The sequence below is a fragment of the Bradyrhizobium sp. 63_E2_N1_3 genome, from assembly GCF_052076005.1.
GTDB lineage: Bacteria > Pseudomonadota > Alphaproteobacteria > Rhizobiales > Xanthobacteraceae > Bradyrhizobium > Bradyrhizobium barranii.
In genome coordinates this window covers 8,296,526-8,315,104 of sequence record NZ_CP197235.1, presented here as the reverse complement: position 1 = coordinate 8,315,104, position 18,579 = coordinate 8,296,526, and the positions used below count along the sequence as shown (strand labels likewise).

The 18,579-nt window shown below is 64.8% G+C and carries 16 protein-coding genes; 8 read left to right on the top strand and 8 right to left on the bottom strand.

The features are described from left to right. Positions 1–12: 12 nt before the first annotated feature. The 4 genes from AB7531_RS39510 to AB7531_RS39495 are packed head-to-tail and all read left to right on the top strand — an operon-like array spanning position 13 to position 3,815. Positions 13–972: an ABC transporter permease gene (locus tag AB7531_RS39510; protein WP_063985816.1), complete on the top strand. Its 960-nt coding sequence runs from the start codon at positions 13–15 to the stop codon at positions 970–972. Beyond that, the gene (locus AB7531_RS39505) at positions 938–1,855 is read left to right on the top strand and encodes an ABC transporter permease (RefSeq protein WP_014491615.1); all 918 of its coding nucleotides are present in this window, start codon (positions 938–940) and stop codon (positions 1,853–1,855) included. Before AB7531_RS39510 ends, AB7531_RS39505 begins: the two co-directional genes overlap by 35 nt. Continuing rightward, positions 1,855–2,850: an ABC transporter ATP-binding protein gene (locus AB7531_RS39500; protein WP_014491616.1), complete on the top strand. Its 996-nt coding sequence runs from the start codon at positions 1,855–1,857 to the stop codon at positions 2,848–2,850. The genes AB7531_RS39505 and AB7531_RS39500 overlap by 1 nt, the downstream gene beginning before the upstream one ends. After that, the gene (locus tag AB7531_RS39495) at positions 2,847–3,815 is read left to right on the top strand and encodes an ABC transporter ATP-binding protein (protein ID WP_063985815.1); all 969 of its coding nucleotides are present in this window, start codon (positions 2,847–2,849) and stop codon (positions 3,813–3,815) included. Before AB7531_RS39500 ends, AB7531_RS39495 begins: the two co-directional genes overlap by 4 nt. A gap of 24 nt (positions 3,816–3,839) precedes the next feature. On the opposite strand, the gene AB7531_RS39490 is transcribed toward AB7531_RS39495, so the two are convergent. From AB7531_RS39490 to AB7531_RS39475, 4 genes are all read right to left on the bottom strand, one after another. Next, the gene (locus AB7531_RS39490) at positions 3,840–4,463 is read right to left on the bottom strand and encodes an HAD family hydrolase (RefSeq protein WP_231143669.1); all 624 of its coding nucleotides are present in this window, start codon (positions 4,461–4,463) and stop codon (positions 3,840–3,842) included. A 129-nt stretch (positions 4,464–4,592) separates the two neighbouring features. Beyond that, a complete protein-coding gene (locus AB7531_RS39485; RefSeq protein ID WP_063985813.1) occupies positions 4,593–5,618 on the bottom strand; it encodes a helix-turn-helix domain-containing protein in 1,026 nt (341 codons plus the stop codon). 229 nt (positions 5,619–5,847) lie between these two features. Further along, positions 5,848–7,752 carry a sensor domain-containing diguanylate cyclase gene (locus tag AB7531_RS39480; RefSeq protein WP_063985812.1) on the bottom strand — a complete coding sequence of 635 codons (1,905 nt, stop codon included), beginning with the start codon at positions 7,750–7,752 and terminating at the stop codon, positions 5,848–5,850. A 179-nt stretch (positions 7,753–7,931) separates the two neighbouring features. Further along, positions 7,932–8,153, bottom strand: a complete 222-nt coding sequence (locus AB7531_RS39475; RefSeq protein WP_063985811.1) for a dodecin — start codon at positions 8,151–8,153, stop codon at positions 7,932–7,934. A 146-nt stretch (positions 8,154–8,299) separates the two neighbouring features. Between AB7531_RS39475 and AB7531_RS39470 the strand changes: the two genes are divergently transcribed. Beyond that, positions 8,300–9,181 carry a DMT family transporter gene (locus AB7531_RS39470; RefSeq protein WP_063985810.1) on the top strand — a complete coding sequence of 294 codons (882 nt, stop codon included), beginning with the start codon at positions 8,300–8,302 and terminating at the stop codon, positions 9,179–9,181. A 5-nt stretch (positions 9,182–9,186) separates the two neighbouring features. On the opposite strand, the gene AB7531_RS39465 is transcribed toward AB7531_RS39470, so the two are convergent. Beyond that, a complete protein-coding gene (locus AB7531_RS39465; RefSeq protein ID WP_063985809.1) occupies positions 9,187–10,434 on the bottom strand; it encodes a glycosyltransferase family 87 protein in 1,248 nt (415 codons plus the stop codon). Positions 10,435–10,768: 334 nt separating this feature from the next. On the opposite strand from AB7531_RS39465, the gene AB7531_RS39460 reads away from it, so the two are divergent. The 3 genes from AB7531_RS39460 to AB7531_RS39450 all read left to right on the top strand — a co-directional run bounded on the left by AB7531_RS39460 (position 10,769) and on the right by AB7531_RS39450 (position 14,797). Beyond that, complete coding sequence (locus AB7531_RS39460; protein WP_063985808.1) at positions 10,769–11,770, top strand: glycoside hydrolase family 16 protein; 1,002 nt, start codon at positions 10,769–10,771, stop codon at positions 11,768–11,770. 2 nt (positions 11,771–11,772) lie between these two features. Beyond that, positions 11,773–13,266 carry a GH1 family beta-glucosidase gene (locus AB7531_RS39455; protein WP_063985807.1) on the top strand — a complete coding sequence of 498 codons (1,494 nt, stop codon included), beginning with the start codon at positions 11,773–11,775 and terminating at the stop codon, positions 13,264–13,266. 187 nt (positions 13,267–13,453) lie between these two features. Beyond that, positions 13,454–14,797, top strand: a complete 1,344-nt coding sequence (locus AB7531_RS39450; RefSeq protein WP_084795311.1) for an FAD-dependent oxidoreductase — start codon at positions 13,454–13,456, stop codon at positions 14,795–14,797. 90 nt (positions 14,798–14,887) lie between these two features. On the opposite strand, the gene AB7531_RS39445 is transcribed toward AB7531_RS39450, so the two are convergent. The 3 genes from AB7531_RS39445 to AB7531_RS39435 form a co-directional block, all read right to left on the bottom strand. Further along, complete coding sequence (locus AB7531_RS39445) at positions 14,888–15,445, bottom strand: HNH endonuclease (RefSeq protein ID WP_063985805.1); 558 nt, start codon at positions 15,443–15,445, stop codon at positions 14,888–14,890. A gap of 221 nt (positions 15,446–15,666) precedes the next feature. Then, positions 15,667–16,644, bottom strand: a complete 978-nt coding sequence (locus AB7531_RS39440; protein ID WP_063985804.1) for a peptidyl-alpha-hydroxyglycine alpha-amidating lyase family protein — start codon at positions 16,642–16,644, stop codon at positions 15,667–15,669. 129 nt (positions 16,645–16,773) lie between these two features. Beyond that, the gene (locus AB7531_RS39435; RefSeq protein ID WP_063985803.1) at positions 16,774–18,549 is read right to left on the bottom strand and encodes a flavin-containing monooxygenase; all 1,776 of its coding nucleotides are present in this window, start codon (positions 18,547–18,549) and stop codon (positions 16,774–16,776) included. Between the last annotated feature and the right edge of the window lie 30 nt (positions 18,550–18,579).

The window sequence follows — 18,579 nt, the reverse complement described above, 5'->3', positions numbered from 1 at the left end:
GGGTCTTTCCCTATGAGTCAGTACGTCCTGCGTCGCCTCCTGATCGCGATTCCGAGTCTTCTCGGAATCTCGGTCGTGCTGTTCGTCGTGCTGGCGCTTGCGCCAGGCGATCCGTTCTCGGAACTGGCGACGAACCCGAACGTCCCGCCCGAGGTGCAGGCCGCACTTCGGGCCAAGTTCGGCCTCGACGATCCGATCCACCTCCGTTACCTGCACTGGCTCAACGCCATGCTGCACGGTGACTGGGGTTTCTCCTTCGTCAGCCGGATGAACGTCGACACGCTGATCCTCCAGCGTTTGCCGGCGACGCTCTACGTGATCGGTTCGGCGCAGATCCTGGCGCTCCTGATCGCGATCCCGGTCGGGGTCTATGCGGCGACAAAGCCCTATTCGCTGTTCGACCAGATCGCCAATACGCTCGCCTTCGTCGGCTTCTCGCTGCCGACCTTCTTCACCGGCATCCTGTTCATCCTGATCTTCTCGGTCACGCTGGACTGGCTGCCTTTCGTCTATACGACCGACATCAAGGGCACCGGCATCCATTGGGTGCTGGAGATGATCCGGCAGGCGATCATGCCGGTGGCGGTGCTCGGTCTGTTTCAGGCGGCGTCGATGACGCGTTTCGTTCGCTCGGCGATGCTCGACGTGATCCGGCTCGACTATGTCACCACGGCGCGCGCCAAGGGGCTTGGGCAGGCCACGGTCATCGTCAAGCACGTCATGCGCAACGCCATGATCCCGGTCGTCACCCTGATTGCGTTGCAGATGCCGGCCGTGTTCGGCGGCGCCATCGTCACCGAGCAGATCTTCCGCATCCCCGGCATCGGCTCGCTGCTGATCTCCTCCATCCTTTCCAACGACACGCCGGTGGTGATGGCCGTTACCTTCGTCTTCGCGTGCCTCGTCGTGCTGTTCAATCTCATCGCGGACGTCCTTTATGGCTGGCTTGACCCTCGCATCTCCCTCCGCTGAGCGGCGCGTCTACTCGCCCTGGCGCGAGATGTGGCGGCGCTACAGCCGCCACAAGCTCGCCGTGGTCAGTGCGTTTCTGCTCCTCATTCTGATCCTGGCGGTGGTGGCCGGCCCCTTCGTCTGGCGGGTCAAGATCGACGACATCGATATCGTGGCGGGCATGCAGGGGCCGTCGCTTGCCCATCCGTTCGGCACCGACGATCTCGGGCAGGACATCCTGGCCCGCATGATCTATGGCGGCCGCATCTCGCTCGCGGTCGGCCTTGCCGCGATGCTGGTGTCCGTCTTTATCGGTGTCCTGATCGGCGCGCTCGCCGGCATGTCGCGCGGCGCGCTCGGTCACGGCCTGATGTGGCTCACCGATCTCTTCCTGTCCCTGCCGCAACTGCCGCTGCTGCTGCTGCTGATCTATCTCTTCCGCGACGGGCTGAAGCAGATGTTTGGTCCCGAGGGCGGCATCTTCATCCTGATCGTGCTCGTGATCGGCGGCTTGCGCTGGATGCCGGTCGCGCGGCTGGTGCGCGCGCAGTTCCTGTCGATCCGCGAGAAGGAGTTCGTCGAGGCCGCCCGTGCGCTCGGCGCAAGTCCGGTGCGCCAGGTGGTGCGGCACATCCTGCCCAATGCGCTCGGTCCCGTGATCATCGCCGGCACCATCGACGTGGCTGCCGCCATCATCGCGGAATCGACGCTGTCCTTCCTCGGCCTCGGCTTTCCGCCGGATACGCCAACCTGGGGCCGGCTCTTGTACGACGCCAAGGATTTCCTCGACATCGGCCCGCACTGGGCGCTGTTTCCGGGCGGCGCGATCTTCATCGCGGTGGTCGCCATCAACTTCATCGGCGACGGCCTGCGTGACGCGCTCGATGCGCGACGGGTGATCTGATGGCGCCGCTGCTGGAAATCAAAGGGCTGAAAACCCACTTCTCGACCGACGACGGCATCCTGCAGGCCGTCGACGGTGTCGACATCTCCATCAACAAGGGCGAGACGCTCTGTGTCGTCGGCGAATCCGGCTGCGGCAAGACCGTGACCGCGATGTCGATCCTGAAGCTGATCGCCATGCCGCCGGGCCGCATCGCGGCGGGCCAGATCATCTTCGAGGGCCGCGATCTCGTGCCGCTGACGAGCCGTCAACTCGACGAGATCAGGGCCAAGGAGATCGGCTTCATCTTCCAGGAGCCGATGACCTCGCTCAATCCGGTGCTAACCATCGGCGAGCAGATCGCCGAGAGCCTGCGCCGCCATGAAGCGGTGACGAAGAAGCAGGCGCTCGAGCGCACCATCGAGATGCTGAAGCTGGTGCAGATCCCCAACGCCGAGGGACGCGTGCACAATTATCCGCACCAGTTCTCAGGCGGCATGCGCCAGCGCGTGATGATCGCGATGGCGCTTGCCTGCAGGCCGAAGCTGATCATCGCCGACGAGCCCACCACCGCGCTCGACGTCACCATCCAGGCGCAGATCCTCGACCTCTTGCAGGACATGAAGGAGCGCTTCGGCATGGCGGTGATGCTGATCACCCACGCCATGGGCGTCGTCGCCGAGACCGCGCAGCGCGTCGTCGTGATGTATGCCGGCAAGGTGGTGGAGGAAGCGCTCGTCGACGACCTCTTCGGCAATCCCGGCCATCCCTACACCCAGGGGCTGATCCGCTCGATCCCGCGCATCGATCTCGACAGCGAGCACAAGACAAGGCTCGAAGCGATCGGCGGCTCGGTGCCGATCCTGATCAATCCGCCGGTCGGTTGCCGCTTCGCCCCGCGCTGCAAGTTTGCCATGAACGTCTGCACCGAGAAGGAGCCGCTGCTGCGCGAGATCGCGCCCGGCCATCGCATGGCCTGTCACCTCGGAGATACGCAGTTGGGAGGCACGGCATGACCGAGCCCTTGCTCCGCGTCAGCGGCCTGAAGAAATATTTCCCCGTGCACGGCGGCCTGTTGTCGCGCCAGGTCGGCAGCGTCTATGCGGTCGACGGGGTCTCGTTCTCGGTCAACCGCGGCGAGACGCTCGGCCTCGTCGGCGAATCCGGCTGCGGCAAGTCCACCACCGGCCGCTGCGTGCTGCGCCTGATCGAGCCGACCGACGGCGAGGTCGTGTTCGACGGCCAGGACGTGCGCCAGCTCAGCGGCAATGATTTGCGCGCGATGCGGCGGAACATGCAGCTGGTGTTCCAGGATCCGTTCGCCTCGCTCAATCCGCGCATGACGGTCGGCGCCATCCTCGGTGAGGCCCTGATCATCCATAAGCTCGGGTCGTCGGCCAAGGAGCGCGAGGAGCGCGTCGCCAGCCTGCTCGTGAAGGTCGGCCTCAAGGCCGAGCACATGCGCCGCTACCCGCACGAATTCTCGGGCGGCCAACGCCAGCGCATCGTGATCGCGCGGGCGCTCGCGGTCGAGCCGAAGCTGATCGTCTGCGACGAGCCGGTGTCCGCGCTCGACGTCTCGATCCAGGCGCAGGTGATCAATCTGCTGGAGGATCTCCAGGCCGAGCTGAACCTCACCTATCTGTTCGTCGCGCACGACCTGTCGGTGGTCGAGCACATCTCCGACCGCGTCGCCGTGATGTATCTCGGCCGGATCGTCGAGCTGGCGAAAGCGAGCGATCTCTACCGCAATCCGCAGCATCCCTACACCAGGGCGCTGTTGTCGGCGGTGCCGGTGCCCGATCCCAAGCTCAAGCGTGAACGCATTCGCCTCAAGGGCGACGTGCCAAGCCCGATGAAGCCGCCATCCGGCTGCCACTTCCACACCCGCTGCCCGATCGCCCAGCCGCGCTGCGCGGAAAGCGCGCCCGTACTGAGGGAAGGGGCGGGCGGCCATTTTGTGGCGTGCCATCTCGCCTGACGTCGCGCGAGGCGGTGCGCCCGTTCATCCGTCCCTGAGCAGGCCGTGGGCCGAAAGGGCCTGCCGGAAAGCCTCCACCGACGTGTGATGATGCGCGAAGAGGCCCGCTTCCCGCGCGCCGGCGACATTTGCCGCGAGGTCGTCGACGAACAGAACGGTCTGCGGCGTCGTCTGTAGCTCCGACAGGCAGAGGCGATAGCAGCGCGGGTCCGGCTTGGCGGCCTTGAACCGGGCCGACGTGTAGATGCGGGAGCCGAACAGCGGACGCAATTCCGGCAGCAGCGCGTCGATATGGTCGGCGACCAGCGTGGTATTGTTGGTCAGGACGGCAACATCGATGGTCTCATGCAGGCGGCGCGCAATCTCCAGCATCGCGCGATCGGCCTTCATCGAACGGCGGCGCGCCTCCACCCACTCATCGAGCGAGAGGGGATAGCCGATGCGCTCGCCAAATCCCCGCAAATAGTCGGCGGCATCGAGCGTGCCGGAGTCGCCGAGAAGCTCGAATCCGCTCTCCCAGATCGCCTTGTAGACGAACTCACTGGTGGTCCCCGCAAGCTCCGCCAGAAACGCGACGCGCCTTCCTCTGTCGTATTCGCAGAGGACATTGTCCATATCAAAGAGGACAAGCTTGATCTCGTCAGGCACGGGAACGCTCCCGGCCGGACCGAAACATCCGGCCGTGCTCAAAGTCATATCCCACTGGAGCGCGGGCGACAAATCCGGGCGCCAAGGCCGAACGTTGCGATACTGGTGTCGAGCGTCGCAGCTTCATGGCTACGAGGTGCGGCGGCGGGCCAGTTGATGCAGCACCGTGTCGATGGTCGGGACCGCACCAGTCTCGCGGAGCCAATTGTCGGCCAGCTCCCTCAGTTCGCCCGGCGTCAAGCCGAACTTGCGGCGGAATGCGCGAATGAAGGTGGAATCGCTGCTGAAGCGCATGCCGACGGCGAGGTCGATCAGCCGCGTGTCCTCCGCGGACGGCGATATCAGCTGGCGGAAAGCGAGATTGAGCCGCTGCTCCCTCACATAGTGCGAGAGCCCGCCATCCGCCTCAAACAGCCGATAGAGGGTCGCGCGCGAGATCTGGAAGTGGCGGCACAACTCGTCTGCGGTGAGCGCGTCGGTCTCGAGATTGTCCGCGATGCGGCGCTTGATCATCGCAAGATAAAGATGCCGCTCGGCGCGTTCGACTCCGGCTGCAATGTCGGCGGTCCCGCCGGCGGCCGCGGCAACGATGTCGGCGATCGCTTCGATCGTGGCCTCGGCGCTGCCGGCCTCAGGCTCGGGTGGCAGCGTAAGCGCCGCGTAATGGCTGGCAAGCAGGCGCGTATGAGGATGGTTTGACGGCAGCAAGGTTGCCGTGGCCGAATCCGGATGAGCAAGCCGTGGTGCCAGCATGGCGCGTTGCAGGATGATCGCCATCAGACGGGTACGACTGCCGCCGCCGCGCAACACCGTCCGGTTCGGCTGCGCCATGTCGATCAGGCAGATGGCGCCAGGCCCCATCGTCACCTCGCGCCGGCCGGAGCTGAACCGCATCTCGCCTTCGACACACAAGGTGATCTGAAAGTGATCCATCGCACCGCGGGCGACGTGTGCAGGCGTCCGGTCGTATTCCTGATCGGTCGCGCGCGTATCGACCAGCAACGCATTGCGGGTCATCATCGTCACGGTGGTGACATGGAAGTTGTCCTCCGTGGTGAGCGGAACGACATCGCAGATGTCGGCCGTCATGGCGCGCAACTGTCTCAGCGCGTCCACCCCGCGCCCCGGGATGTCCGCCGGCATGGTCTCGTTCACGGCCGTCTCGTCTGCATTGCCCCACGATGAGGCCGTACCGCATGGACCCGATCGAAGAAGTCCGGCGGCCCCCCAACATCGCCTCGGGATGTAGCCATTCAGAAATCGGTGCGCAAGCGATGGTGGGCAGGAATTGGCGCGCGCCGATGTGCCGCATGTGCACGCCGCGCTAGCCTCGCTTGCCTGCTACGCAGGAAAGGGCGGCGTTCGCTACGCCTGGCAGAATTCGTCACGCGCTCTTCGCGGGCCAGGGCACGACCTGTCCCGACATCACCATACGGTCACGGCCGCTGTCCTTGGCGGCGTAGAGCGCGCGGTCGGCGCCGGCGACCAGCGTGTTGCAGTCCAGCGCGGTCTGAGATGGAAGGCTTGTCGCAGCGCCGATGCTTGCCGTAACCAGCCGGGAGGGCGGATTCTGCGCATGCAGCATGGCGAGGTCGTGCAGTGCCTCGCGAATCCCTTCGCCGACTTCGGCGCAACCATCCGGGCCGGTGTTCGGCAACAGAACGGCGAATTCCTCGCCGCCGTAGCGCGCCGCGAGGTCAGCCGGGCGCCTGGCCTGAGCGGACAGGATCCGGCCGAGTGCGCGCAGGCATCCGTCGCCCGCCTGATGTCCGTAATGATCGTTGAATTTCTTGAACTGATCGACGTCGATCAACAGGAGCGAGATCTGCGTGCCGTCGCGCCGGGCGCGTGCCCATTCCTCCGCGAGGCGTTCGTCGAACGCGCGGCGGTTGGCAAGGCCGGTCAGGCCATCGGTGGTCGCGAGCGATGCCAGTTTGTCCTGCAAGTCCTTCTGCTCGGTCATGTCGCGCACGACCGCGACGACACCGTCGACTTCGCCGCTGTCGGAGGCTCGGGTCACGTGCAAGGCCGCCTCGGCCCAGATATCGCCCTTGTCGCGATGGCGCTGGCGATAGACGAACCGCGCTTCCTCGGCCTCGCCGTTCTTCAGCGCTGCGATGGCCTGCTCGACCCGCTCCATGTCGTCCGCGTGGATACCGGCCACCGCTGACGTGCCGAGCAGCTCCTCGGGAGACCAGCCGATGATGCGCACGCACGAGGGCGAGACGTAGAGCAGCCGGTTATCCAGCCCGATCCGGGATACCATGTCGCTGGATTGCTCGGCGAGCAGGCGGAAATGGGCTTCATTCGCGACCAGGGCCTGCGCCATTCGCTGCCGCTGCCAGAGCTGGCGGACCAGGTAGAAGCCGATCACCGCGATCAGCGCGACGAGGCCGAGCACGAAGACCGTGCGTACGGCTGCCGCGCGCCGCCAGGGCGCCAGCACGTCGTCCTGCGACTTGCTCGCCAGCACCATCAGCGGATAGCGGTTGCTGCGCTGATAGTAGCTCAGCCGCTGCACGCCATCGAGCGGCGACTTGAAATAGTAGACCGCAGCCGCCGGGCGACTTTTCCATTCCCTGAACAGCGGCGCATTGGAGAGGTCGCGCCCGATGAAGGCGCCGCTCTCGTCGTGGCTGCGCGCCAGCATGATACCGGCGTCGTTGAGCAGCGATGCCGAGCCGTTCGACCCGACGTCGAAGCGCTCGTAGAATTTCGCGAAATAGGCGACGTCGATCGTTAGCAGCGCGACGCCGGCAAAGCTGCCGTCGGGGTGGTTGATCCGGCGTGACGCGGTGATGATCCACTGGCCGCCGGCGCGGCTCTTGATGGGCCGGCCGATCAGCGTGTCCTTCGCCCGGGAATCACGGTGCTGCCGGAAATATTCGCGATCGCTGTTGTTGAGCTTGGCGAAGTCGAAATGCTCGGTCGTAGCAAGCCATCGGCCGGTCTCGTCATAGACGAAGATGCCGCGGATGCGGTCCGATGATTTGCGGGTCGGCAGGTAAGTCTGGAGCTTCGCGATCGTGTCCGGGCCGGTTCCGTCGAGTTCGAGGCGATGGACCAGTCCGACCAGGATCGTATCGGCAAGCTCGAACGTGTCGTCCGCGTGCTGGACCAGGGAATGCGCGAGGTTGGCGACGTCGATCTCGGCGTTCCTGAGATCGGCGTTGTGCGTTTCCCATTCGCGCCAGACGCTCAAGCCGAGGATCGCCACGCAGATCAGCACGACGAATCCCGCCGCCCAGAGCGGAAGGCGCGTCTTGCCGAGCTCGCGGGCCGTGACCATCGGCTTGCTCCAAATCGGAGCAAACCTCTCACTTTGGTCTTAACGGCCTGTTGCAACTTCCGCGATGATTTTGCGCGTCCGTAGTCAGCCAGAGGAGATCGTCGATATTTTGATCGACTCTCATCGTCGGATGTTAACCACGCCGCCGCGGCAGGATGTTTCGCGCGGCGTCTGTCGCGTCAGTCCATCAGCGTGAAGCCGACGCGCAGCGTCACCTGGTAGTGGCGGACGGCGCCATTCTCGATGTGACCGCGTGTCTGCACCACCTCGAACCATTTCATTTCGCGAACGGTCTTGGCGGCGCGGCTGATCGCATTCTTGATCGCATCCTCGATGGAGGTTTCGGATGATCCGACCAGCTCCAGGATCTTGTAGACGTGATCCGTCTCGGCTGTGGGCATGGTACGTCTCCCTCGTTTGCGCTGCGGCACCACCGCCACCCGCTCCCATTTGAACGGGTACCGGCGTTCCCGGTTCCATCGTCCGCCATGGCCCGCATGCGCCAGCCGAGGTGGAGTGCGCCGCACCCGCCTGCTAAGCGCTGTCCATGGATTCGGCGCGGCGCGACAGGACGATCGGCTCTCTCTGCCTCGGTGTGACCGCGTTCGGCTGGGCGCTGAACTGGCCATTGATGAAGCTGCTGCTCCAGCAATGGCCGCCGCTGTTCGCGCGCGGGCTGGCCGGCGTCTGCGCCTCGCTCATTCTCGGTGTGCTGGTACTGAGCCGGAAGGAATCCTTCGCCGTTCCGCGCGAGGCGATTCCGCGGCTGTTGTTTGCGACCCTCACCAACGTCCTTGCCTGGATGGGGCTCGGCACGGTCGCGATGAAATATGTGACCGTGAGCGAGGGGGCTCTGCTCGCCTATACGATGCCGATCTGGGCCATGCTGTTCGCCTGGCCGGTGCTGGGTACGCGGCCGACCATGCGGGATATTTTGGGTCTCGTCCTCGGCGTCGCCGGCGTCGCGCTGCTCCTCGGCGGCCATGGCTTTGCGTTCGGCGCCGACAAGCTGCTCGGCATCGCGCTCGCACTGCTCTGCGCCATCCTGTTCGCGCTCGGCAATGTCCTCAACCGGAAACCGCTGCCGATGCCGCCGCTCGTGGTCGTCGCCTGGCAGGTTGGGCTCGGCTGCGCCACGATGCTGATCCTCGGCATCCTGTTCGAGCATCCCGACATCACCGCGATCACCCCGCTGGGACTCGGCTGCTTCGTCTATATGACGCTGGTGCCGATGGGCGTCTGTTACGTCACCTGGTTCGAGACGCTGCGCCGCCTGCCGCCGACCTCGGCTTCGACCGGCATGCTGATCGTTCCCGTGATCGGCGTCGTCTCCGCCGCGATCATCCTGGGCGAGCCGCTGGGCCTGCGCGAATGGGCGGCGATGGCGCTCACGCTCGGCGGCGTGACGCTGGCATTGCAGCGGACGTAGAGGCTTTATTCCGCGGCCTGCGACAGGATGGGCGCCGGCTGCGTCCCGCGCCACAGCAGCCGCAGCAGCAGGACCAGGAGCGCCATCAGGGCGAAGCCACCCAGAGCGGGCGCGAAATGTTGGTCGGGATCGGCCTTCTGCCCGAATTGCACCGCGAGCCGCCCCGACTGCAACAGCCCATAGGCTCCGGCGAACAGGATCAGCCCGTATATGACGCTCCGCTCGCGCGGGCTTGCCATCCTGGCGAGATCGGGCAGCATCAGGGCCAGACCGATCCCGACCATCGGCAGATCGTAATCATACGCATAGGGGCTGATCATCACGGATACCATCACGGCGGCACCGAGCGTGAAGGCCGGTGAAGCGCCCCGCGCCGCACCGAGAAGGACGGCGAACAAGGCCAGCCCGGCAACTGCCGTCTGTCCCCAGAAGGCGGCGCTTGCGGGAAGGCCGGCCTTGTACAGCGCCGCATAGGTCGAGATCATGCGGAAGAGTGGGTAGAAGCCCTGCTCGAGATAGCCCGCCGATTCCCTGATCGCTCCGAGCCACGCGAGCCAGATCTGCCACCCGAAGAGGAGCGTGCAGAGCAGTGAGCTCGCCAATACGACGGCCGCGGCCGTTCCGAGCGCAATCCAGCGCCGCGTCACCAGCAGATAGACGCCGGCGGCAATCGCCAGGTGCGGCTTGATTACCATGGCGCCGAGCGCGAGGCCGGCCAACAGCTGCCGCCGCTCCACGTTGAGGCAGACCAGCCCGATCAGCGCCCCCGTCAGAAAGCCGTTCTGCCCGCAGCCGATGGTGATCGCCATCGCCGGAAACAGGATCACCAGCACCTGCGCGAAATTCCGGCCGGCGATCGCCCGGAGCGTCACGAGATAGAGTGCAAGCGTCGCGGCGGTGAAGAGGAGATAGCCGACGCCGACCGGCAGGAATGCGAACGGCGCGAGCAAGAGGTCGTATTGCGGCGGATAGGTCCAGGGCATGAAGCCGGTGGCGCCGCCGGCTGCCTCCATCTGCATCTTCAGCAGGGCATCGAAATGATAGACCTGGTCGAGATCGCCGCGCCAGACATGCTGCGCTACGATGTGGAAGGCATCGAAGTCGGAGAGCTCGCGATCCGTCCAGCCGCCGAAGCGTGCGAACCAGAAGGCCTTGAAGACGGCGATCGACGCCAGCGCCGCCAGCACGAAGCGGACATAGGTAGTCCGCTTCGATGGCGAGGACTGAACCGCTTCCAGCGTCTCGGCAAACATGAGCGACGACCTTGGACCTGATGGATCGGCGGTTGGACGGGCAGGGCCGCGGATCCCGGCCAAACTGCCATCGGAGGCTTAAGGGACGGTAACGAATGCGGAAGGATTTGGCGCCGGCGCCTCTCTGGCGGAGCCGGGGCGCGCGGAACTGGCCCGGTTAACCGCCGATCTTGCGCCCGGGATGACGCGATTTCCGGGCGAACCTGGATGCGATGTCGAGATGACCTTTTCGAAATCGCCCGCCCGCACAGATGGCCGTGCTTGCCCGCTCGAAGACAGGCGAGCTAACCTGCGCATATCCTGCCAAATTTTCTGCCAAGTTCGATGTGCGGTGATGATCGACAGTTGGACGAAGGGCGCTCTGGTTGCGATCGGCCTGTCTGCCGTGCCCGCGCCGGGCGTCGCGCAGGACGATCTCGATGCTGCGCCCGGCACGATGACGCTGCAAGTGACCACCGATCCCTCCATGATCGAGTGCCGCAAGCTTGAGACGGCCAATCCCGCCTTGCGCGCCTTCCTGCCGCTGCGCCGGACTTTCAACGATGACTTTGACGAGCATCCGCTTGCGACCGGTCGCTGGGTGCCGCATTACGCCGGCGGTGCGGCGTGGCCGGAAGCGCGCTATTGGGGCGGTGACGGCTCCGACTTCAAGCGCAAGACCAGCGCCAATGGCGAGCAGCAGATCTATGTCGATCCGCGCTATTCGGGGCGTGCGGGGACGCCGCTTGGGTTAGATCCGTTCAAGGTGAAGGACGGCGTGCTCTCGATCGTCGCCAGCCGCACGCCGCCGGAACTGAAGTCCGTTCTGTTCAACAACGAGTACATCTCGGGAATCCTGACCACGCAGGGCACGTTCGCGCAGAAGCACGGCTATTTCGAAATCCGCGCCAAGGTGCCGGTCGGCCATGCGGTCTGGCCGGCGTTCTGGATGCTGGCGGACGACGGCGGCTGGCCGCCGGAGGTCGACGTGCTGGAAGGCCGCGGCGAGCGGCCCGGCGATCTCGTGATGACGACGCATTGGCGGATTCCGTCGACCCAGAAGATCCAGTCCTGCGGCTTCGACTATGCGGTCGGCGATGCCTCCAGCATGTTCCACAATTACGGTGTGCTGTGGGAGGAGGATCGCCTGGTCTATTTCATCGACCGCAAGCCGGTCTCCGACATCAAGGTGCCGATCGGCTTCGATGATCCCATGTACATGATCGTCAATCTTGCGATCGGATCGAAATTCTTTCTCGGCGTCGGTCCGGTTGATGCGGAATCGCCGCCCACGGTCGCATTCGAGATCGACCGGATCTCCGCCTATCAGATCGACATGGAGCAAGCTCGGAGATAGCGATGTCAGCTGATGTCTCGCGGCGCGATCTTGCGAAGCTCGCGGGGCTCGCCGCGCTTGGTGCAGCGGCGGGTGCCAGGGCTGCGGATAACAAGGTTGCAGATAACAAGGCTGCAGATAATGAGGCGCCCGCATCGGCCGATCGCCACGCGCCCTTTCCCAAGGATTTTTTGTGGGGCACGGCGACCTCGTCCTACCAGATCGAGGGCGCCGTCGACGAGGACGGCCGCGGCCAATCGATCTGGGACATTTTCAGCCACACGCCCGGCAAGATCGAGGACGGCTCGACCGGCGACCGCGCCAACGAGCACTATCACCGCTACAAGGACGACGTCGCGCTGATTAAGGCGCTCGGCGTCAAGGCCTACCGCTTCTCGATTGCGTGGCCGCGGGTGTTTCCGGATGGATCGGGCCAGCCCAATCCGAAGGGGCTCGATTTCTACAACCGGCTCGTCGACGAGCTGCTCGCGAACGGCATCGAGCCCTATGCGACGCTCTATCATTGGGACCTGCCGCAGGCGCTCCAGGATCGCGTCGGCGGCTGGCAGTCGAGCGACACGTCGAAGGCTTTTGCAGATTACTCCGCCTATGTCGCCGCGCGCCTGACCGATCGGGTCAAAACCATCTTCACCGTGAACGAGGTCGGGCGCTTCGTGAACTTCGGCTATGGCTGGGGCATCGACGCGCCCGGCCTCAAGCTGCCGACCGCGCAGCTCAACCAGGCGCGCCATCACGTCGCGCTGGCGCATGGGCTTGCCGTGCAGGCGATCCGCGCGTCGGGCCGCGCCGGCACCCGCGTCGGTGCCGCCGAAAACATCGCGGCCTGCGTGCCGGCCATCGCGACGCCGGAAAATATCCGCGCTGCCGAGATCGCAACGCGTGAGCTCAACGCCGGCTTTCTTGGCGTGGTGCTGGAGGGCAAGTACACCGACGGCTTCCTCGCCTATGCCGGGGCGGATGCGCCGAAATTCACCCCTGACGAGTTGAAGATCATCGGCACGCCGAACGATTTCGTCGGGCTCAACATCTACGCGCCGCAATACTACGTCACGGCCTCCGAGCGCGCGTCGGGCTTCCGCGTGCTGCCGTTCCCAGCCTCGTTCCCGCACATGAACTCGGAATGGCTGCGGGTCGGCCCTGAGGTGATCTACTGGGCCCCGCGTCTCGCCGCAAAAATCTGGAACATCGAGACCATCTATATCAGCGAGAACGGCACCTCGTCCGAGGACAAGATCGCTACTGACGGCCAGGTCTACGATCTCGACCGCATCATGTTCCTGCGCAATTACCTGACCCAGATGCAGCGTGCGATCGCCGAGGGCGTGCCGATTCGCGGCTATTTCCTGTGGAGCCTGATGGACAATTTCGAGTGGATCTACGGCTACGGCAAGCGCTTCGGCCTCTACCGGGTCGACTTCGAGACCCAAGCGCGCCTGCCGAAGCTGAGCGCGGCGTTCTATCGGGACGTGGTGATGCGGAATGCGATCGGGGTGTGAGCTGGACGCCTAGCCCCCGCTACTCTCCTGGCCCACAATAGACCCGCGCCACGGCGCCGTTCGTTTCTCCTTGAAGCGCGCATCGCGGCCGCTCCGTTGCAATCGAAACAAAGATCTCGCGATTGGAAACATTCCCGTAGTGCGGTCCACGCACAGAAAGGTGGTGAATCGAACCAAAGGAATAAGTATGAGCCGTCATTTTGGGCAACGCGCGGTTGTCATCGGAGCGGGGATTGGAGGATTGTCTGCCGCCGGTGCGCTTTCTTCCGCCTTCCAGGAAGTCGTCATTCTCGAACGCGATGTCCTGCCGGCTTCGATCATGTCCCGCGCCGGCGTTCCCCAGGATCGGCATCCGCATCTTCTTCTGGCCGGTGGGCTGCAGGCCCTCGACTCCCTTTTCCCGGGTTTCGCGCAGGATCTTGCCGCCGCCGGTGCAGTTCCCGTGAATGTCTTCAAGGACGTCCAGTACGAGCGGCCAGATGTCGGCGCGCTGCCAAGGCGCGACTGCGGGACGTCGCTGCTGTGTGGCTCGCGGCCGCTGATCGAGCATACGCTGCGCCGAAAGGTGACTGCGATCGCCAATGTCAAAGTGCAATCGCAGAGCCGCGTGACGGAGATTGTGCCGGCTGCAACCCGGCCGATGGTGAAGTTCGAGAACGACGCAGGCGTTGGTGCGGCGATCGAGGCGGATCTCGTGGTAGATGCATCCGGCCGCGGTGCGCCGACGCTCGGCCTGTTCGATGCCCTCGGCTGGGAACGGCCGCAGGAGACCGCCGTGGGCGTCGACATCAGCTACACCACCGCGGTTCTCCGTCCGGGGCGCACCTCGTTCGACTGGCTCAATCTGGTCACGTTGCCCGATCCCGCCACGTCGGCGACGGCCGGGTTGATCATCCCTCTCGAAGGCGGGCGCTGGTTTACATCGATCTCCCATCACGGCGCGACGAATCGCCCCGGCACGTGGGAGGACTATCTTGCGGCTGCGCGCCAATTGAAGACGCCGGCGATTTACAACGCAGTCTACAAGCTCTTGCCACCCGGAGGCCTCCGGCATTTCGTGTTTGACGCGAGCCGCTGGCGGCATTTTGAACGGCTCAAGCGGCTGCCGCGCGGGATTCTCCCCGTGGCGGACTCGCTGTGCCGGTTCAATCCGGTCTACGGGCAGGGCATGACGGTCGCCGCGCGAGAGGCAAAGTTGCTGCGCGAGATCCTGGATCGCGTCGCCGGGGAGGCGGACCCGATCGAGGCCCTCCAGGCTGGGTTCATGTCCGAAGTGGGCGCGCTGCTTCAGGCACCCTGGAACATGGGCGTGAACGCTGACTTCGCCTATCCAACCACACGGGGCCAGCGCCCGGAGCGGTACGAGGAAAGCCGGCAGTTCGAGGCGGCTCTATTCCGGGCCGTCGTGGCCGATCCGGTGGTTCAGCGCGCGTTCTCTGATGTCGTGCAACTCGTCGAGCCGTTCGACCTGATCAATTCGCCCGATATCCGCCAACGAATCGAGGCTCATTCGCTGGCGCAGAATGCGTGACGTTCGATGAAACGAACCGAGGACCCGACGGGTCCTCGATCTTTCGATTTCAGCAGGTCGCACGAACGGCCGAGCGCGAACAGCGTCGCCCTACGGATCCAGCTCCGTATCCCAGTAGAGATAGTCCAGCCAGCTATCGTGCAGATAATTCGGCGGGAACAGGCGGCCGTTGCGGTGGAGCTGGTGCACGGTCGGCGCGAACGCGCTCTGGCGCGGAAACATCTTTGCCTGCGCCGGCGTGAGATTGCCCTTGCGCAGATTACAGGGCGAGCATGCCGCGACCACGTTCTCCCAGGTGGTCTGGCCGCCTTTGCTGCGCGGGACGATGTGGTCGAAGGTGAGGTCTTCGGGCGAGCCGCAATATTGGCAGGCAAAACGATCGCGCAGGAAGACGTTGAACCGGGTGAACGCGGGATGCGTGGTCGGCTTGACGAAGGATTTGAGCGAGACGACGCTCGGCAGCTGCATTTGCAGCGTGGGACTGTGGACCGCCTGATCGTAATGCGCGACGATGTTGACGCGGTCGAGGAACACCGCCTTGATCGCGTCCTGCCACGACCAGAGAGACAGCGGGTAGTAACTCAGCGGCCGGAAGTCCGCATTCAGCACCAACACCGGCCAACTGCCTTGCGAGACATGTGCGTTCAAGTAACGCTCCTGGCCTCCAATATACGCTGCGAAGCAGCATGTACTGACATACTACATGCAGCGTGACGGGATTGTGAAGCCCGCTGAGCGACTTATTCAGATGCAAGCAATGCGGCGGCGGGGTGGCAAAGCGCTCAAAACCGCCGTGATTTGGGGGGCGAGGACGACGCCGGGGGGAGGCAGGGTCGACCCGACAGCGCATCGCGGCCTCGCCCGCCCAGCTATTCCCGCACCCGCTCCAGCTTCTGCAAGCATCGCGTGGCGCGCACCACGGCCGGCATCTCCTGGTCCGGAAAACTCGTCTTCCAGTCGGTGACGCCGACCTCGCCGACATAGATGTCGCCCTTCGAATCCAGCGCGATGCCGTGCGGAGCCAGGAATTTTCCGCTGGCGACACCCGGCCCTTCCTCGCCGCCGAGCCGCGCGATGCGTTTGCCTTGCGCGTCCACGATCGACAGCCGCGGGCCGAGATTGGGCACCTTGCGGTTGACGGCGAGGCCCGGGCCGAGCTCGCCGATCACGAATGTCGGGCTCTTGCCGCCACCGCAGCAGCACAGCGCGCAGGGCCGGTGAAGGTTGTTCCACTGCGTCTCGTACTTGCCCTCGCCATCGAACACCTGCACGCGGTGGTTCTCGCGGTCGGCGACATAGACAAAACCGTCGGCGTCGGCGGCGATGTTGTGCACGATGTTGAACTGGCCGGGGTCGGTGCCGGGCTCGCCCCAGCTCTTGAGCAGCTTGCCGTCCGGCGTGAACTTGTGCACGCGCGCATTGCCATAGCCGTCGGAGACGTAGATATCGCCCTTCGGCGACAGCGCGGTGTGGGTGCAGCGATGGAACGGCTCGCCGCTCATGAACGGCGACGGCTTCTCGGGGATGCCGATCGTCAGCAGCACCTTGCCGTCGGTGGTGCATTTGCGCACGGTGTGGTCGCCGTCATCGGTGCAATAAAGATGGTCGTCGGCATCGATGTGCAGGCCGTGCGCGCGGGAGAACAGGCCTTCACCCCAGCTCCGGAGGAAATTGCCCTCGCGATCCAGCACCACCATCGGATGGGCTCCGCGGTTGAAGACGTAGACGCGGTCCTTGCTGTCGACGGCGACCGAGGCGACGTCGGTCAGTGTCCAGCCGTCGGGCAGCTTTGCGAAATTTTCGACGACGCGGTAGCGGTGCTCGCCGGTGCCGAGAATGGCTGGCATTTGTTTTTCCTCTTCTTCGTTTCAGCGGCGCGATCGTCTCTACACTGTCATTGCGAGCGCAGCGAAGCAGTCCAGACTGTCTTCGCGGAAAGATCCTGGATTGCTTCGCTGCGCTCGCAATGACGAGGCTTAAGCGGCGCCCGCCTCACGCCCCAAAATCCCTTCCTCGACCGCCTTGATCTGGAGCGCGAGATATTTCGAGTTGATCCGGCATTGCGCGAGGCTGCCGGCGATGAACCAGAGGCCGGACTGCCCGGTGCGGGCATACATGTTGCGCAGCTCGAGGCCGTCGCCAAAGCCCCAGACCGGGCCGACGCGGTCGGCGACGCCGTCGCCGAACAGTTTTCGCACCAGATATTCCTGCGGCTTGTAACCGGTGGAGAGCACGATGAGGTCGGCCGCGATCATCGAGCCGTCCTTCATCCGAGCGCCTTCGGCCGTGAAGCTCTCGATGTCCCCAAACTGCCTGAGCCCGATCGCGCCCTCGACGATCAGGTTGGAGCAGCCGACATTGAAATAATAGCCACCGCCGCGGGTGAGGTATTTGAACTGCCAGCCGGTGCCGGCCTCGCCGAAGTCGAGCTTGAATCCGACGTTGCGCAGGCCGTCGAGCAGCTCCTTGTCGAGCTCCTTCGACTGCTCGGTCAGCATCACATGGGTTTTCTTCGCGAGCGGCGTCGGCATCGAGGTCGCGATCAGGTCGTTGTCCTCGAGGGTGCCTTCGTTGTAGGTCGCATAGGCGAGCTGCGCCGACGGCTCGATATTGGTGACGAGCGTCGGCGAGCGCTGCACCAGAATCACCTCGGCGCCGCTGGAGCAGAGATCCTGCGCGATGTCGTGGCCGCTGTTGCCGGTGCCGATCACGATGGCGCGCTTGCCGGTCCAGTTCTCGCCGTCCTCGTAGCGGCTCGAATGCAGCAGCGTGCCTTTGAAATTGGCGAGGGTCGGAATATCAGGCACGTTCGCGATGCCGCTGACGCCGGTTGCCATCACAACATGGCGCGGCTGCATGGTGCGCTTGCTGCCGTCGGTGCGCCGCAGCGTGACGGTCCAGCAGCCCTTCGCGTCGTCGTAGCTACCGCCCTCGAACTCGGTGCCGGTCCAGAAATCCAGCTCCATCGCGTCGACATAGGCTTCGAACCAGTTGGCGAGCTTGTCCTTCGGGATGTAGGTCGGCCAGCTGGGCGGGAACGGCATGTAGGGCATGTGATTGACCTGCACCTGGTTGTGCAGGGTGAGCGCGTGATAGCGCTTGCGCCAATTGTCGCCGATCCGCGTCTCGCGATCGACGATCAGTGTGTCGATCTTCAATTGCTTCAGCCGTGCTGCAATCGCAAGGCCGGCCTGGCCGCCGCCGACCACCAGCACGGCAGGATCGCGATCGGCGTAGTCGCGGGCTGCGTTACGCAAATCGAGCCAGTTCGGCCCGCGGAAATCGCGTGAATAGGCCTGCCCTCGCGGCCGCGACGTGCCGAGCTGTTCCTCGAACCCTTTGAGCTCGTCGAGCGCGGTGAGCAGTGTCCACGCCTTCAGCCGGTCGCCATCGGCGGTATCGGGCACGAGCCGAACGATGCCGCTGCCGCGACCGATCACGGTCTCGAAATTGAAGATGACCTCGATATTGCTGGTGCCGGCGCGCGTGACCCAGCGCGGCGCCGCGCGGTCGGGCGCGATCGTGAAGTTGGTCGGCGCCGCCTGTGGCGCGAGCGCCCTCAGCGCTTGAGCAATCCGGTCGTGGCCCGCGATCGTCTGCAGGTTCCAGCTCAGCGCCAGCACATCGCGCCAAAAACTGTCGGCGAGGAAGAGATGGTCGAGTGCGGCCGGATCGGGCTTGCCGAGCGTGCGCTCGAACTCATCGAGCCAGGCTTGCGCCGAGACGGAAATATCCTTCGTCTTGTCCAGCATGCGCGACCTCGTGGCCGTCTTCGCGGCGTT

What these genes read in the sequence shown, in the direction of transcription:
- AB7531_RS39435 (WP_063985803.1), bottom strand. Translation starts at nt 18,549, where the DNA reads ATGCTGGACAAGACGAAGGATATTTCCGTCTCGGCGCAAGCCTGGCTC.
- AB7531_RS39500 (WP_014491616.1), top strand. Translation starts at nt 1,855, where the DNA reads ATGGCGCCGCTGCTGGAAATCAAAGGGCTGAAAACCCACTTCTCGACC.
- AB7531_RS39440 (WP_063985804.1), bottom strand. Translation starts at nt 16,644, where the DNA reads ATGCCAGCCATTCTCGGCACCGGCGAGCACCGCTACCGCGTCGTCGAA.
- AB7531_RS39475 (WP_063985811.1), bottom strand. Translation starts at nt 8,153, where the DNA reads ATGCCCACAGCCGAGACGGATCACGTCTACAAGATCCTGGAGCTGGTC.
- AB7531_RS39510 (WP_063985816.1), top strand. Translation starts at nt 13, where the DNA reads ATGAGTCAGTACGTCCTGCGTCGCCTCCTGATCGCGATTCCGAGTCTT.
- AB7531_RS39480 (WP_063985812.1), bottom strand. Translation starts at nt 7,752, where the DNA reads ATGGTCACGGCCCGCGAGCTCGGCAAGACGCGCCTTCCGCTCTGGGCG.
- AB7531_RS39455 (WP_063985807.1), top strand. Translation starts at nt 11,773, where the DNA reads ATGTCAGCTGATGTCTCGCGGCGCGATCTTGCGAAGCTCGCGGGGCTC.
- AB7531_RS39495 (WP_063985815.1), top strand. Translation starts at nt 2,847, where the DNA reads ATGACCGAGCCCTTGCTCCGCGTCAGCGGCCTGAAGAAATATTTCCCC.
- AB7531_RS39465 (WP_063985809.1), bottom strand. Translation starts at nt 10,434, where the DNA reads ATGTTTGCCGAGACGCTGGAAGCGGTTCAGTCCTCGCCATCGAAGCGG.
- AB7531_RS39450 (WP_084795311.1), top strand. Translation starts at nt 13,454, where the DNA reads ATGAGCCGTCATTTTGGGCAACGCGCGGTTGTCATCGGAGCGGGGATT.
- AB7531_RS39470 (WP_063985810.1), top strand. Translation starts at nt 8,300, where the DNA reads ATGGATTCGGCGCGGCGCGACAGGACGATCGGCTCTCTCTGCCTCGGT.
- AB7531_RS39505 (WP_014491615.1), top strand. Translation starts at nt 938, where the DNA reads ATGGCTGGCTTGACCCTCGCATCTCCCTCCGCTGAGCGGCGCGTCTAC.
- AB7531_RS39460 (WP_063985808.1), top strand. Translation starts at nt 10,769, where the DNA reads ATGATCGACAGTTGGACGAAGGGCGCTCTGGTTGCGATCGGCCTGTCT.